Source organism: Corynebacterium pseudokroppenstedtii (genome assembly GCF_019754945.1).
Classification (GTDB): Bacteria; Actinomycetota; Actinomycetes; order Mycobacteriales; family Mycobacteriaceae; genus Corynebacterium; species Corynebacterium pseudokroppenstedtii.
On sequence record NZ_JAEUWU010000003.1, the window covers coordinates 351,650 to 366,617 of the forward strand.

Annotated in this window: 10 protein-coding genes; all 10 read left to right on the forward strand. The window is 56.9% G+C overall.

The features are described from left to right. Positions 1–91: 91 nt before the first annotated feature. The 10 genes from JMN36_RS06760 (at position 92) to ftsZ (ending at position 14,869) form a co-directional block, all read left to right on the forward strand. Positions 92–2,014 (forward strand): peptidoglycan D,D-transpeptidase FtsI family protein, encoded by a 1,923-nt coding sequence (locus tag JMN36_RS06760; RefSeq protein ID WP_221924067.1) that lies wholly within the window; start codon positions 92–94, stop codon positions 2,012–2,014. 63 nt (positions 2,015–2,077) lie between these two features. After that, a complete protein-coding gene (locus JMN36_RS06765; protein ID WP_221924068.1) occupies positions 2,078–3,658 on the forward strand; it encodes a UDP-N-acetylmuramoyl-L-alanyl-D-glutamate--2,6-diaminopimelate ligase in 1,581 nt (526 codons plus the stop codon). Between the two features lie 52 nt (positions 3,659–3,710). Next, entirely contained in the window at positions 3,711–5,228 is a 1,518-nt protein-coding gene (locus tag JMN36_RS06770; RefSeq protein WP_221924069.1) for a UDP-N-acetylmuramoyl-tripeptide--D-alanyl-D-alanine ligase, read from the forward strand. Next, entirely contained in the window at positions 5,228–6,325 is a 1,098-nt protein-coding gene (gene mraY, locus JMN36_RS06775; RefSeq protein ID WP_012731389.1) for a phospho-N-acetylmuramoyl-pentapeptide-transferase, read from the forward strand. The genes JMN36_RS06770 and mraY overlap by 1 nt, the downstream gene beginning before the upstream one ends. 34 nt (positions 6,326–6,359) lie before the next feature. Continuing rightward, positions 6,360–7,829, forward strand: a complete 1,470-nt coding sequence (gene murD / locus JMN36_RS06780) for a UDP-N-acetylmuramoyl-L-alanine--D-glutamate ligase (protein ID WP_412728573.1) — start codon at positions 6,360–6,362, stop codon at positions 7,827–7,829. A gap of 5 nt (positions 7,830–7,834) precedes the next feature. Continuing rightward, positions 7,835–9,490 (forward strand): putative lipid II flippase FtsW, encoded by a 1,656-nt coding sequence (gene ftsW / locus JMN36_RS06785; RefSeq protein ID WP_236881646.1) that lies wholly within the window; start codon positions 7,835–7,837, stop codon positions 9,488–9,490. Positions 9,491–9,563: 73 nt separating this feature from the next. After that, the gene (murG, locus tag JMN36_RS06790) at positions 9,564–10,667 is read left to right on the forward strand and encodes an undecaprenyldiphospho-muramoylpentapeptide beta-N-acetylglucosaminyltransferase (RefSeq protein ID WP_221924071.1); all 1,104 of its coding nucleotides are present in this window, start codon (positions 9,564–9,566) and stop codon (positions 10,665–10,667) included. Between the two features lie 103 nt (positions 10,668–10,770). Further along, positions 10,771–12,333 carry a UDP-N-acetylmuramate--L-alanine ligase gene (murC, locus tag JMN36_RS06795; protein WP_221924107.1) on the forward strand — a complete coding sequence of 521 codons (1,563 nt, stop codon included), beginning with the start codon at positions 10,771–10,773 and terminating at the stop codon, positions 12,331–12,333. A 41-nt stretch (positions 12,334–12,374) separates the two neighbouring features. Next, positions 12,375–13,217, forward strand: a complete 843-nt coding sequence (locus JMN36_RS06800; protein ID WP_221924072.1) for a cell division protein FtsQ/DivIB — start codon at positions 12,375–12,377, stop codon at positions 13,215–13,217. Positions 13,218–13,453: 236 nt separating this feature from the next. Next, positions 13,454–14,869 carry a cell division protein FtsZ gene (ftsZ, locus tag JMN36_RS06805; RefSeq protein ID WP_221924073.1) on the forward strand — a complete coding sequence of 472 codons (1,416 nt, stop codon included), beginning with the start codon at positions 13,454–13,456 and terminating at the stop codon, positions 14,867–14,869. Positions 14,870–14,968: the final 99 nt, after the last annotated feature.

The following is a 14,968-nucleotide window of genomic DNA, read 5'->3' on the forward strand; positions in this document are numbered from 1 at the left end:
AACATCGCCCACCTTGAGGTGGCGGCAGTAATCTGTAGAAGATATGTGGTGATCAGGTAAATGAGGCATGAGAAGGGGGACCGGAGAATCCATGAGTAACAGTTCATCTCGTCGGCCCCGGAATCCCAGAACTGGGATCTCTCCTGATGCACCGCTACGTAACAGCATGGCGGGGACATCGTTAATAACAGGCGCCAAGGCGGCTATGCGGCGCCTCAATCTTCTTCGGGCGATCATCATCGCTTTACTGATCGTCCTTATTTTGCGTCTTGTATGGGTCCAGCTGATCATCGGTCCGAACTTGTCGTCGCAGGCCCAAGAACAGCGTCGGGTAAAAATCGCCGAACCGGCTCGACGAGGGACTATCACCGACACCAACGGTGAGGATCTTGCCTACACCATGGAATCGTCACTGCTATCCGTACATCCGAACAAATTGCGCAGCTTCATGGAGAAGCGGCATGAGATTAACCCCGATAGTTATCCAGATCCTGACCAGCGGATGAAGGATATTGCCGATGATCTCCCTCGGATGATTGGTGACGACGACAAAGCGGATGATGTGAAGTCGGAGGATATTGAAAAGAAATTAACCTCCGATGATGATTATTCCGTTCTGGTGCGAAACGTGGATCCGGATAAAGCGGAAAAAATCGTTAAGAAGTACCCAGAGATCACTGCGGAGCGGCAAGATGTCCGCCAATACCCGAATGGTGCTATCGGCGAAAATGTTCTAGGCAAGATAAGCCAGGATGGATCGGGACAATTCGGGCTGGAGCTCTCACAGGACTCTGACCTCCAGGGGACGAACGGAAGCTACACCGTCGATATTGCTGCCCAAGGGATGGCAATCCCTGGTTCTCGTCGGGACGAGCACCCAGCGATTGATGGCGATAGCTATCAGCTGACCTTAGATAACGACATGCAGACCTTCGTGCAGCAGAGCCTGGAACAAGCCAAAGCCAATTCCGGTGCCGAGGATGCTAGTGCGGTGGTGCTCGACGCCAAGTCAGGCCACATATTGTCCATGGCTACGACGGGAACGATTGACCCGAATGGAGACATCGAGAAGCAGCTCAAAGAAGGCAAGCAGTTCGGTGACCGGACGATAAGCAACCCCTTTGAACCGGGATCGGTCGGCAAGGTTATTACCGCAGCTGCATCGATTGAGGATAAGAAAACCATTCCCGACGAAGTTCTGCAGGTGCCGGGATCAATTAATGACTCCGGCGTCACTGTCAAGGATGCGTGGGATCACGGCGTCACTCCGTACACCACGACAGGTATTTTCAGTAAGTCGTCCAACGTCGGGACCTTGATGCTTGCGCAGCGGGTCGGGCCAGATTCGTTTAATAATTACCTGAATAAATTCGGGATCGGACAGGCAACGGGAGTCGAACTGCCCAACGAGACCAGCGGATTTCTGCCTCCGCGCTCCCAGTGGGCGGCCGGTACATTTGCGAACCTCCCCATCGGCCAGGGCTTTTCAACATCCCTCCTGCAGATGGCGAGCATCTACCAAACCATCGCCAATGACGGGGTGCGTATCGAGCCCCGAATCGTGAAGAGCATTAAAGACCCCGACGGCAAAGAAGTGTCCACTGACGCTCCCAGTGAAACGCGGGTGGTGAGTGCCCAGACGGCACGAACGGTCCGCAACATGTTCCGCGGGGTTGTCCAGAGGGACAGCGGAAACCAGCAGGGCACAGGACCCGGCGCGGCCATCGATGGGTATCAAATTGCAGGTAAGACCGGAACAGCCCAGCAGGTTGATCCGGACACCGGTGCATATTCCAATTCGAAGTACTGGATCACATTCGCCGGGATTGCCCCGGCCGACGACCCACGCTTCGTTGTTGCCATCATGCTGAATAACCCGGCCCGTGGTGTTCATGGTGAAGGTGGTCAGTCGGCAGCGCCGCTGTTCCACGACATCGCATCGTGGGCGCTTAACCGCTACAACGTTCCGCCGTCGAAAGAACCAGGTGACACCCTCTTGTTGCAGGCAGGGTAGCTCAAGATTTCTACTGTTGGAAGCATATCCTTCGCCGTCTAGATCGTGATCAAGGAGATTGTCATGGCAACGCTGCAAGAACTTGCGGAAATATCGGGTGGCCGCCTCATTCGGGCTGATGACCCGGACCTCGTCGTCACGGATATTGGGCTTAATGCTCAGGCTTTGCCAGAGGGGGGGCTCTTTGCGGGGGTGCCTGGGCTCCATGTCCATGGCGCACAATTTGCGGACTCTTCCTCGGCAGCAGCCGTCTTGACCGATCACGACGGGGTAGAAAAGGTCGCGCGTGAGGACCTGCCGATTATCGTCGTTGATGATGTTCGCGCCGTGCTCGGGGCGGTGTCGTCGGCTGTTTATGATCACCCTTCCCGCGACTTGACAGTGATCGGTATTACCGGGACAGCAGGGAAAACCACCACGAGTTACATGGTCGAAGCTGCCCTCCTTCATCACGGCATTTCAACCGGGCTGATCGGTACCACGGGTACCAGGATTAATGGAGAGAAGGTTCCTTCAACTCTCACCACCCCCGAAGCCCCTAATCTTCAAGCACTTTTCGCCATGATGAAAAAGCGAGGCGTGACGCACGTGGTCATGGAGGTTTCCAGTCACGCGATTGCGTTGGGTCGTGTTTTGGGAACCCATTTCTCCGTCGCGGGATTTACTAATTTGTCCCAGGATCACCTCGATTTCCACCCCACGATGGAGGATTATTTCCAGACGAAGGCGCGGCTTTTCAAGGAAGATTCGCCCCTGCATGCGGAGACAGCCGTCGTATGCATTGATGATGCGTGGGGGCAGAGATTAGCGACGATGCTGCCTCATCCTTTCACCGTATCGACGGAAGCTGCGTCGGAACATGACGCATCGCTTCAGCCGGATGTGTGGGCTGGGCCTTCCTCCGTCATGGATAACGGTGTGCAGACGGCCGAGCTGTACGGCTTCGGCGCGAACGAAATGACGCTACATATACCGATGCCCGGCCGTTTTAACGTCGCTAATGCGATGCTGGCGATGGGGCTCCTCGTGAAGACCGGGATGAAAGCCGAGGACGCCATTGAGGGGCTCTCGACCGTGACCGTGCCCGGCCGATTAGAACGTATTGATTGTGGCCAGGATTTTATGGCCGTCGTGGATTACGCCCATAAACCGGGGGCGATCGCTGCCGTCTTGGATACGCTTCGTGCACATGTGCGGGGCCGGATTGCCATGGTCGTCGGGGCCGGCGGAGATCGGGATCATTCGAAACGCCCCATCATGGGACGTGAAGCAGCGCTACGTAGTGATCTAGTTATTGTCACCGATGATAATCCGCGTAGTGAAGATCCAGCCTCGATACGCCAACAAGTAGTGGCAGGGGCGAAGGAAGTGGCTGACCATGCAAGTATTGACGGTGCAGACGAACTACGCAATAAAGTAAAAACAGAGGGTTCGGAGCATCGGCCTACCATTCGTGAGATCGGTGATCGCAGAGAAGCGATCCGTGCTGCGATCCAATGGGCCCAGCCCGGTGACGCAGTTATTGTCGCAGGTAAAGGTCATGAAACTGGTCAGCTGATTGGTGATACAACTCATCCATTTGACGATCGGGTCGAAACGCGGCGAAGCATCGACGATAAACTCAATAGCTCGGTGGAGAAATAAAAGTAGTTATGTGCCATCACATGTACGGGCGTAGTGAAAGAGGTAGCCAACCATGATTCCCATGACGGCGGGGCGTCTCGCGGATATTACCGGCGGATATCTTGTCAATACTGACCCCGACGCGGTAGTACCAGGACCCGTCGAATTCGATTCGCGGAAGATTACCCCTGGTTCAGTATTTCTGGCATTGCCGGGTGCCCGAGTCAATGGCCACGATTTCGCCGCCCAAGCGATTAAAGACGGCGCTACTCTCGCCCTGCTATCACGTGATATGGGTGTACCTGCCGTCATCATTCCTCACGTTGAGCACGTGGAAACCAATGCCACTGCGTTGGAATATGACCGCGATGGGGAAGGCGAAGCGGCATTAGCTGCCCTCAGCAAGCTTGCCCACCACACGGTCACCGAGTTGGTTGCTCACCATGGCCTACGTGTGATTGGTGTGACGGGGTCCGCCGGGAAAACATCGACAAAGGACATGATTGCGACGATTCTTCGGACGCAAGGGGAGACGGTGGCACCACCCGGGTCCTTCAATAACGAAATTGGGCACCCGTACACCGCCTTGCGATGTACCGAATCGACGCGATTCTTAGTTGCCGAAATGAGCGCCCGCGGAATTGGCCACATCGCTCACTTAGCGCGGATTGCGCCCCCGACGATTGGTGCAGTCCTTAACGTTGGTACGGCTCATTTAGGCGAATTTGGGTCCCGCGAGGCCATTGCCCAAGCCAAAGGTGAACTCGTCGAGGCCTTGCCGTCGGCTGACGTCGGTGGCGTTGCCATACTTAACGCCGATGATCGTTTGGTATCGGGCATGGCACCACGGACCTCGGCTCGTGTGATCACTTTTTCGGTGAAGTCTGGCGAAGCCACTGATAACCCGGCCGATGACCACGACGCTGTCACCGCCACTGATGTCGTTCTCGATAGCTCCGCCCGTGCGTCCTTTACCTTGACAATGCCGACGGGGGAGTCCGCCCCCGTACAACTGCAGGTTTATGGGCAGCACCAAGTTGCGAATGCTCTCGCAGCCGCAGCCGTGGGATGTGCCGTCGGGATGTCCGTCGACGAGATCGCCACTGCGCTGTTGCACCACACCGCGGCGAGTGCCAATCGGATGGATGTGCGCAACCGGCGTGACGGAGTGACCATCATCAACGATTCGTACAACGCGAACCCTGACTCAATGCGGGCAGGAATCGCCGCATTGACGTCCACTGTTCAGGCGCGGGAGAATGCCCAATCTTGGGCAGTCTTAGGACAAATGGGCGAACTGGGAGCCTCCGCCACCGACGAGCACTACTCGATCGGCGAAGAGCTGGGCCGACATCAGATCAACCACGTTGTTGTCGTCGGCAATGGTGTTAACCAGCGGGCTTTAGCGCACGGAGCTAAGGACTCGGGCGTTGATGTCACCCACGTGGACGACGTTGATGCAGCTGTCGATAATGTGTGGTCGTTAGTTCGTCCAGACGATGTTGTCCTCATCAAGGCTTCATACTCAGATGGACTGTGGAGAGTCGCGGAAGGGCTTTTGTCCGGTCAGGATGAAGGGAACGGAGAGTAATGGTTCATATCATCATCGGCGGCGCCGTTTCTTTTATTATTGCAATTCTTTTCACCCCGATTTTGATTCGTCGCTTTTCCGACGAAGGCCTGGGGCAGGAAATTCGTGAGGAAGGCCCGCGATCGCATTTGCGCAAGCGCGGAACTCCCACGATGGGTGGTATCGCCATCATCGTCGCCATCGTCGGTGGGTATTTTCTTGCGCACCTCGCCTCTGTGTTTACCCCGTCGAGCTACAAACCCACAGCGTCAGGCCTGTTAGTTCTCGGCCTGACAGTGGGGATGGGCTTCCTCGGTTTCCTTGATGACTACATCAAATTGGCGAAGGCGCGGAACCTTGGCCTGAACAAAAAAGGAAAGCTGCTGGGCCAAGCCGTTCTCGCCATCGGTTTCGGGGTGCTGTGTCTCCTGTTCCTCAATGAGCATGGCCTGAAGCCCGCCTCAACGAAGCTATCCTTCGTCCGCGATATCGATACGTTTGATATCGCAATTGGCGGCGGCATCATCGGGACCCTCATATTCCTGCTGTTCATCTACATTTTGGTGACCGCCTGGTCGAATGCCGTGAACCTTACCGACGGTCTCGATGGCCTTGCTGCAGGAACAACTGCGATTGTGATGGCCGCGTATTCCATCATGACCTTTTGGCAATTCCGTAACTCGTGTGCCTCTAACGCGTCGGTTGCGTGCTACCAGGTGCGGGACCCCTTGGACCTCTCCATTTTGGCAGCGTGCGGATTGGGCGCGTGCCTTGGTTTCCTGTGGTGGAATGCGGCCCCGGCGAAAATCTTCATGGGTGACACCGGATCGTTGGCCCTGGGTGGACTCGTTGCCGGCTTGTCTGTGACCTCGCGGACCGAATTGCTGATGATCGTGATTGGCGCTTTGTTCGTCGCGGAAACGATCTCCGTTGTTATTCAAGTTGTCAGTTTCCGGTCAACAGGTAAACGGCCATTCCGTATGGCACCCATCCACCACCACTTCGAAAACGGAGGCTGGGCGGAAACGACTGTGGTCGTCCGCTTTTGGCTGCTCACCGCGATGTTCGCGGTCGCTGGGGTGAGTATGTTTTACGCTGACTGGTTAGGGTGGACCTAATCAAACCCGAGACCCCATACGGAAAGAGAACATCATTATGTCTCACGTCCAGACATCATCGTCATATCTTCCTCAACCTCAAGGCCCAGTGTGGATCGCTGGTGCTGGGGTATCGGGTCGAGGCGCAGCTGACCTAGCCACACAACTCGGATGGTCGGTGTGCATCATCGATAGCAACTTCACTGCAGCAAGTGAGCTTGCAGACCGCCACGGCGGGTCCGCGATGACCGTCGAGGAGGCTCATTCTCGTCTCGACGAAGCCTCACTGATTGTGACGTCGCCAGGATGGCGGCCAGACACGCCCTTGCTGCACGATGCGCAGGCACAAGGAATCCCGGTGATCGGTGACGTTGAACTGGCCTGGTGTGCCGATCGTGACGGTCGCTTTGGAGAACCTCGCACCTGGCTAGCCGTCACCGGGACGAATGGTAAAACAACAGCCACGGCGATGCTCGCATCGATGATGGCTGAATCGGGGGCAGCTGCTGAAGCAGTGGGGAACATCGGGGTGGCAGTAGGGACTGCGCTAACGCAGACTCCGCGGGTCAGCGTCATGGTCGCGGAACTCTCCAGTTTCCAGCTTCACTGGTCGCCGACGCTCACTCCTGATGCCGGTGTCATCTTAAACCTTGCAGAAGACCATATTGATTGGCATGGCTCGATGGACGCCTACGCGGCAGACAAAGCGCGGGTGTACCGAGGGCCAGTTATCGGGGTCAATGCGGACGATGAGCGTGTGTGTCGTGAAGTTGAGCGGTACATGGAGCTTTCCTCAACCTCGTCCGGCAGCGATACTCCGGCTCGTCGTGTTGTTGAATTCACGATGGGTGAGCCCAGCGCAGGGCAAGTTGGGGTGATTGATGGCAGGATCGTTGATCGTGCATGCGTCCCCGCCGACTCAGAGGGCGTGGACATTGCGGATGCGACAAGAATTTCTCCCCCCGGCCCGGCTGGTGTCGCGGACGCGCTCGCGGCTACGGCCATCGCCCGGTCGCAGGGTGTGGAGCCGGACGCAATAGCTCGAGCGCTGTCTTCCTTCGTCGTGGAAAAGCACCGTGGACAAGTTGTCTATGAAGCTGGAGACATCCGGTGGATCGACAACTCGAAGGCGACCAATCCTCACGCGACAGATGCAGCTTTAAGCGCGGTCGAGTCATGTGTGTGGATTGCTGGTGGGCAGCTCAAAGGTGCCCAGATTGATGACCTCATTCACAAGAACGCCGACCGTATTTCGGCCGCCGTTGTTTTGGGGCAGGATAGAGAGATCATTCGCCAGAGCCTCGCTACCGTTCATCCCCGCATTCCGTTGACCGTCATTACGTCGACTGATCCAGTGATCGCGATGAACGAGGCCGTCCAGGCGGCGTCCAAGTTGGCGCAACCTGGTGACACGGTGCTTCTCGCGCCCGCTGCCGCTAGCTTGGACATGTACACGGGGATGAGCCAGCGTGGCGACCTCTTCGCCGAAGCTGCTCGTCGTTACGGGCGCGGTACAGAAGGATAGGCATCGTGACAGTGAAATCTGACCAAGGAACGAGGTCCCGCCGTGCGCGATCATGGTGGGAAGGAGTCGTCGGCAAAATCGATGCTGCGACATCAACGCCGAAGTTTGACTACTACATCCTTGCCGCGATCACAGCGATTCTGACCGGTGTGGGGCTCTTGATGGTGCTGTCTAGCTCGATGGCGTCGTCGCTGGCAGATTCCAACAGTGTGTGGACGGATTTCTTCAAACAAGCCGGAATGGTTGTGGTCGGCCTCGTCGGTCTGTATTTCGCTATCCGAATGTCCCCAACCACTATTAAGAAAATTTCCCCCTGGGCTATGGGCCTTGCGGTCATTCTGCTGATCTTGGTTCTGATTCCAGGTCTGGGAACTGGTCTTCAGCAGATGGGATCCCAATCATGGCTCATCCTGGGGCCCGTCACGATTCAGCCGTCAGAGGTCGCCAAGCTAGCCATCGCGGTCTGGGGTTCTGCAGTTCTGTCCGAGCGGGCGCTCTACGCGCGGTCAATCCGCGAGGTCCTGGGATTTTTCACCGCGATTGTGGTGCTCGTGATCGTTCTCGTTGCCCTTGAGCGTGACCTCGGGATGGTCGCGTCGGTCATGATCGTTTTCCTCGCTCTGGCTTGGTTTGTGGGTGTGCCCAAGTGGGTCACGACGACGATCATCGCCGGGGGCTTGGGCCTCGCTGTTCTCCTGACCTTGACGGCCGGCTATCGGTCCAACCGCGTCGAAGTGTTTAGGGAAACCCTTTTCGGTAAATTCCCCAATACACAAGGCACGGCGTACCAGAGCTACCAGGGATTTTTGTCGTTGGGCGACGGCTCTTTCCTGGGGCAAGGTCTAGGCCAATCGCGTGCCAAGTGGTTCTATCTCCCCGAGGCGAAAAACGACTTCATCTTTGCCGTTGTCGGTGAAGAAATGGGATTCCTTGGTGCCAGCATCGTCATCCTTCTCTTCGCCCTCTTGGGTTGGGTGGGAATGCGAATCGCGTTAAACCAGGCCGATCCATTCCTTCGACTCATGGCTGCGACGGTCACCACGGGCATTGTGATTCAGGCGTTTATCAACATTGGGTACGTGACGGGGCTTCTTCCCGTCACCGGTATTCAGCTGCCGTTGATTTCATCCGGTGGAACGTCGGCCATTATCACGCTGATATCGATGGGGTTGCTTCTTAACTGCGCCCGACATGAGCCCGAGACAGTGTCGTCGATGCAGACCTATGGTCGCCCCGTCGTCGATAAATTATTGGGTTTCCCGGAACCACGTGCATTTGATCCTTCAACGCTGCGACGAGGCCCGTGGGTTGACGAAGACGATCCACGATCTCGCAATGGCAGCGGGTCTCGGAAGACTGCCGGTGTGCGAGGGAGATCCGGTGGCCGTTCGGGTTCGTCGCGCCGAGGCTCGCTCTCTGACAGACACCACGAGGTCCAGAGATTCGGAGAGCCAGTGACTCGTCGGAACGGGTCTCCCCGCAGCCGACGTAATGAGGTCAATAGGGAGACAGGCTCGGGATCCGCGACCCAACGAAGGGAACGGGCCCATGACCGTGCGCCTCGTCGGCGGTCCCGAAACGGCAGTCGGCGTACTTATCAATCCGATTACGGTACGACGAATGGCTCCTTTGGGCCGTTCGACGACGGGACTCGTCGTTAAGATGAATGAGGCACGTTTTTAAGGCACAAATGAGGCTACGTCGACGGCGTAGCGCTATTCCTGAGGTGGGTGTATGAAGAGGTCACAGGATACGGACGGAGAGTTTTCCGTTGTTGTTGCTGGTGGTGGCACTGCTGGTCATATCGAGCCCGCGATGGCAGTTGCCGACGCGGTTCGTCGCAGTCTGCCTTCTGCGCGGATCACGGCATTAGGGACGACGAAGGGGCTCGAAGCAACTCTCGTTCCCGAACGTGGTTATGACCTGCGGATGATTGACCCAGTACCGATCCCACGCAAAATTAATAAAGCATTTTTTTCTGTTCCACACCGTGTCCGTCGTGCGGTCAACCAAACTAAAGACATTTTGCGCGATGTCAACGCCGATGTCCTTATCGGTTTCGGTGGCTATGTGTCGGCCCCCGCGTATCTCGCGGCCAAATCCCTCCACATCCCGTTCTTCGTGCATGAGGCGAATGCGCGAGCCGGCATGGCCAATAAGCTGGGAATTCGCTTAGGAGGGCAGGGTCTAGCTGCCGTTGAAGGATCAGGTATTTCCGCGGAGATCGTGGGGATTCCGGTCCGGTCAGAGATCAGCTCGCTCGATCGGTCAGGACTTCGTGCAGAGGCTTGCGAGTATTTCGGTTTGGATCCTGACGCGCCAGTGTTGCTGGTCACAGGTGGGTCCCAGGGGGCACGCTCCATCAATAACGCGGTATCCGGCGCATCACGCGAACTCGGTGAGGCGGGGGTCTCGGTACTCCATGCCTATGGGAAGAAAAACTCAATAGACGTTGATCACCAGGATGGAACTCCGCCCTACATTGGCGTCCCCTATATCTCGCGGATGGACCTGGCACTGAGCGCCGCAGACATGATTCTCTGTCGGTCCGGGGCAATGACCGTCGCAGAAGTGTCCGCTGTCGGACTTCCGGCCGTGTACGTGCCACTCCCGCATGGCAATGGTGAGCAGGCGTTGAACGCTCAACCCATCGTGGACAACGCCGGGGCCATACTCATTAACGACGACAACATCACCAGCCAGACCATCGTCGACAAGGTGATACCTATGATCACGAATCCTGATGTCTTAACGGTGATGGCGGAACAAACGGCCAAAAGCAGCAACCCGAATGCCGCCGATGACATAGCTCAACGCGTTATTTCAGCAGCTCGATGACGTCCATGTATCTGTTCCCCTAATTACCTGTTCACAGTCAAGGAGCAAAGTAGTGGCACATAACGACGAACCCACCGGGCAGACGAAGGACGCTGGGCACACCATGCATTTGGAGCGCCATGCCCGACGCGTCAACCCGGCCCATGCAATAACCCCCGATGAACTCCGTCACGTCCACATGGTGGGCATCGGTGGTGTCGGCATGTCTGGGGTGGCCCGTATCTTGTTAGACCGCGGATACACGGTCACTGGGTCGGACATGAAAGACTCGCTCACCATCTTGGCTTTACGAGCCGCCGGGGCCGTGATCGCCACGGAGCATAAGGCGGAGAACCTGGACTTAACGGGCGATACACCGACATGCGTGGTGACCTCGTTTGCTGCTATACCCCAGGACAATCCTGAACTGGTGGGCGCTCGTGAACGCGGAATCCCCGTGGTCACTCGATCGGACGTTTTAGGCGCGCTCCTGCTCGACCACGTCTCTTTGCTCATCGCCGGGACCCACGGAAAAACCTCGACGACGTCGCTGGCAGTTATCGCGCTGCAACAGGCAGGCATGGATCCCAGTTTCGCCGTAGGTGGGCAGCTTTCCACGACCGGGACGAATGCGCATCATGGAACGGGCTCAGTGTTCGTGGCTGAAGCCGATGAGTCCGACGCGTCGTTGCTGACCTATTCACCCAATGTTGCGGTGGTGACCAACATTGAGGCGGATCACCTTGACTTTTATGGTTCCGAAGAATCGTATATTCACGTTTTCGATGAGTTTGCGGACCGCATCGTCGACGGTGGATATTTGGTGGTTTGCCTGGATGATCCACATGCTGCGGCACTGGGTGAGCGGATTGTGCAGCAAGGGGACAGAATAAACGTCATTGGGTATGGAACGAGTGATGCGTGTACGCGCCATCCATCGATCGCGGTGGGTGCGGAAATTACAGAAATCACCCCGAAGCCTGACCGCACGGATGCGCTGATCCGTATTTCCGTACCCGCGCATGCGTCGGCCGGCAACTCGGGTGGCGACCAGAATGAGGCGGAAACGAGCACTCACCGCGTTGAGATGCATATCCCCGGGAAACACATGGTTCTCAATGCTGTCGCCGCAATTGTCTCGTCGGTTCTCGTCGGGGCTGACCATGAGCGTGCCGTGAGTGGTGTCAACGGCTTCCAGGGCGTGCGCCGTCGGTTCGAATCACATGGGACCATCGCGCATGGTTATTACGAGGGAGCATCTGTTTACGACGATTACGCTCATCACCCGACCGAAGTACGGGCGGTCTTGACCGCAGCGCGGGAAAAGATTCAGGCCATGGACTCGGTGGCAGGCCACCAGCGCAGAGTGATTGTTGTCTTCCAACCCCACATGTATTCCCGAACTGAGGAATTCGCTTCTGAGTTTGCCGACGCGTTGTCTCTTGCCGACGAGGCCATCGTGATGGACATTTACGGTGCCCGTGAAAAGCCCATTCCGGGAGTGACGAGTGACCTGATTATTGATCAGATGACTATTCCGACGCACGCCGCCCATCGAGTCGATGAGGTTCCTCGCATGGTGAGTAGCATCGCTGGGCCGGGGGACATCATCTTGACTATGGGCGCAGGAACGGTGACTATGCTGGCAGATCCAATTGTTGCAGCATTGCATGAACCGGTGCAGTAGGTTACAACGTGACCTGGGTGAGAGGTAAGTAGGAAGAACTAGTGAGAGGCTCACGAAAAGCGTCGCGTAAAAACGCTGGCGCTAAAGGTAGACAGCCGGGGCGCAGCGTACCCATCGACAACTTTGGTCCCCCCGTCGACTCTGACGAAGAGAGGGAGCACTCACGTGTTATTCATTCCGGTGGCCGTAAAGAATCACAGGGTGAGAGCCGTCGCCGACGTCGACGCCGGTGGTGGGGAGCAGCTCTCATCATCGTGCTTCTCCTTGTGGTCGGTGCGGTGGTTCTCCGTACCGCCCCTATCCTGACCGTGTCCTCATTTTCCGTGAAAGGTAATGAGCAGACGTCGAAAGAGGACATCATTGCCGCCTCCGGGATTCACAAAGGTCAGAATATGACCCGAATTGATACTCATTCTGCGGCGTCACATGTTGTCGGGCTGCCGTGGGTGACTCAGGCTACTGTGGAGCGCTCATGGCCGCGGACTATCTCGATTTCAGTGAAGGAAGCAACCGTCGCGTTTTATGTGGATGATGATGGAGATCATCTTTTCGACGACAACGGGCGAGAGTTCGACGTTTCCCCTCATCCCGACGGGGCGTTGAAGCTGGATGGGAACACTTCTCCCGATGAGGAGACCGCACGTGCGGTGGCACACGTCGCCCAGGCTGTTCACGAGCATGCGCCGGGTATCGTCGGCGATATTGACCATATTGATGCCCAGAATGAAAATAATATTTCGTTAGTTTTCAAAGACGAGAAAACAGTGAAATGGGGAACGAGTAATAATGCGTCGTCTAAAGCAGAAGCGACGAAGGCCGTGCTTCAGCGAGAAGGACGTGTATGGGATGTTTCCAACCCGGCTCAGGTCTCAGTCAAGGAATAGTGTGAACCATAACTGCAGGTAAATCCTAAAGTTAAGGTTTAGACTTGCGACACGCCGAATGGATTAGTCACCACGTGTTTGGTCTGTTCACAAGCATTATAGAAAAGTAAAAAATAAAATTCTTTGCTACGGGCCGCTGCGCCTCTGCAATAAAGGTGGCAACATCCTGTAGTCTTTGCGCAGACCGTACAGTTCGATAGCGACAGATCGTGTAACGAAAGGCGAGCCCTACAACCATGACGACATCGGATAACTACCTCGCCATCATCAAAGTGGTTGGCGTTGGCGGCGGCGGCGTCAACGCTGTCAATCGCATGATTGAAGATGGCCTCAAGGGAGTCGAGTTCATCGCCGTGAACACCGACTCTCAGGCGCTTATGTTCACTGACGCGGACGTCAAGCTTGACATCGGCCGCGAAGCGACTCGTGGCCTGGGGGCTGGCGCTAATCCTGAGGTAGGCCGGAAGTCTGCCGAGGATCATCGTGACCAGATTGAATCCACCCTGCAGGGTGCAGATATGGTCTTCGTCACTGCAGGCGAAGGTGGTGGAACCGGAACGGGTGCTGCCCCGGTGGTCGCTAGTATCGCGAAAAAGCAAGGCGCGTTGACCGTCGGCGTTGTGACCCGCCCATTTACCTTCGAAGGGCCGCGCCGGACAAAGCAGGCTCTTGAGGGCATCGAGGCTCTGCGCGAAGTGTGTGACACGTTGATTGTCATCCCGAATGACCGGTTGCTTCAGATGGGCGACAAGAACGTCTCCATGATGGAGGCCTTCCGCCAGGCTGACGAAGTTCTCCACAATGGCGTCCGAGGCATCACCGACCTGATTACTACCCCAGGTGTCATTAACGTTGACTTTGCCGACGTTCGCTCAGTCATGTCGGATGCCGGTTCAGCCTTGATGGGGATCGGTGCTGCCCGTGGCGAAGGGCGTGCCGCTCAAGCTACCGAACTGGCCATTAGCTCCCCTCTGCTGGAAAACACCATGGAGGGCGCCCACGGTGTCTTGTTGTCCTTCGCAGGTGGCTCGGACATCGGCCTCTTCGAGGTCAATGATGCAGCCAATGTCGTTGCCAACTTGGCCTCTGACGACGCCAACATCATTTTCGGAACGATTATCGACGAAAACCTCGGCGACGAGGTTCGAGTCACCGTGATCGCTACCGGGTTTGACGACAGCACCGAGCAGTCGAGCGGTGCTCATGCTGCCCAGCCGGCGAATTCCCAAACGACACCTGCACCACGGGAATCGAATGCTCGCGACGTGTTCTCCGGCCAGCCGGCGAGTGCTTCATCGTCGGGTTCCGCGGGCGCTCGTGAGCAGATGACGTCTTCCTTCCAGCGCCGTGAGCACAGCTCCGCGGACCGTGGTTTCGGAGCGTCCTCCGGATCGCAACCGATCGGTGGCTCAGGGGAGAGCGGCTCCCGGCAGCCTTATGGACAGTCCGACGGATCTGCAGGGCGTTCGCAGAGCAGCGGTGGCTCCTACCAGTCCGAGGCAAACCGCGGGCTTTTCACTTCCGGTAGCCGGCATAGCTTCTCTGAGGAGCAATCCGATCTGCAGCGTGGTGGAGCCCAGCCGCAGCGGGGGCATGACTCCCGTAACGACTATGACGACGATGATGACGATCTGGACCTGCCCTTCTCCTAAGAACGATCCGGGCCAGCGTGAAGAATCCGGGTCATCGGAAAGAAGTCGTAAAGAAATAGAAGGATGGCGTGACGATTAATAATCCCACTCCAGAACCCC

Bases quoted from the DNA above. Each gene is read 5' to 3' on its own strand.
- mraY (WP_012731389.1), top strand. From the start codon at position 5,228: ATGGTTCATATCATCATCGGCGGCGCCGTTTCTTTTATTATTGCAATT.
- JMN36_RS06770 (WP_221924069.1), top strand. From the start codon at position 3,711: ATGATTCCCATGACGGCGGGGCGTCTCGCGGATATTACCGGCGGATAT.
- murG (WP_221924071.1), top strand. From the start codon at position 9,564: ATGAAGAGGTCACAGGATACGGACGGAGAGTTTTCCGTTGTTGTTGCT.
- JMN36_RS06760 (WP_221924067.1), top strand. From the start codon at position 92: ATGAGTAACAGTTCATCTCGTCGGCCCCGGAATCCCAGAACTGGGATC.
- JMN36_RS06765 (WP_221924068.1), top strand. From the start codon at position 2,078: ATGGCAACGCTGCAAGAACTTGCGGAAATATCGGGTGGCCGCCTCATT.
- murC (WP_221924107.1), top strand. From the start codon at position 10,771: ATGCATTTGGAGCGCCATGCCCGACGCGTCAACCCGGCCCATGCAATA.
- ftsZ (WP_221924073.1), top strand. From the start codon at position 13,454: ATGACGACATCGGATAACTACCTCGCCATCATCAAAGTGGTTGGCGTT.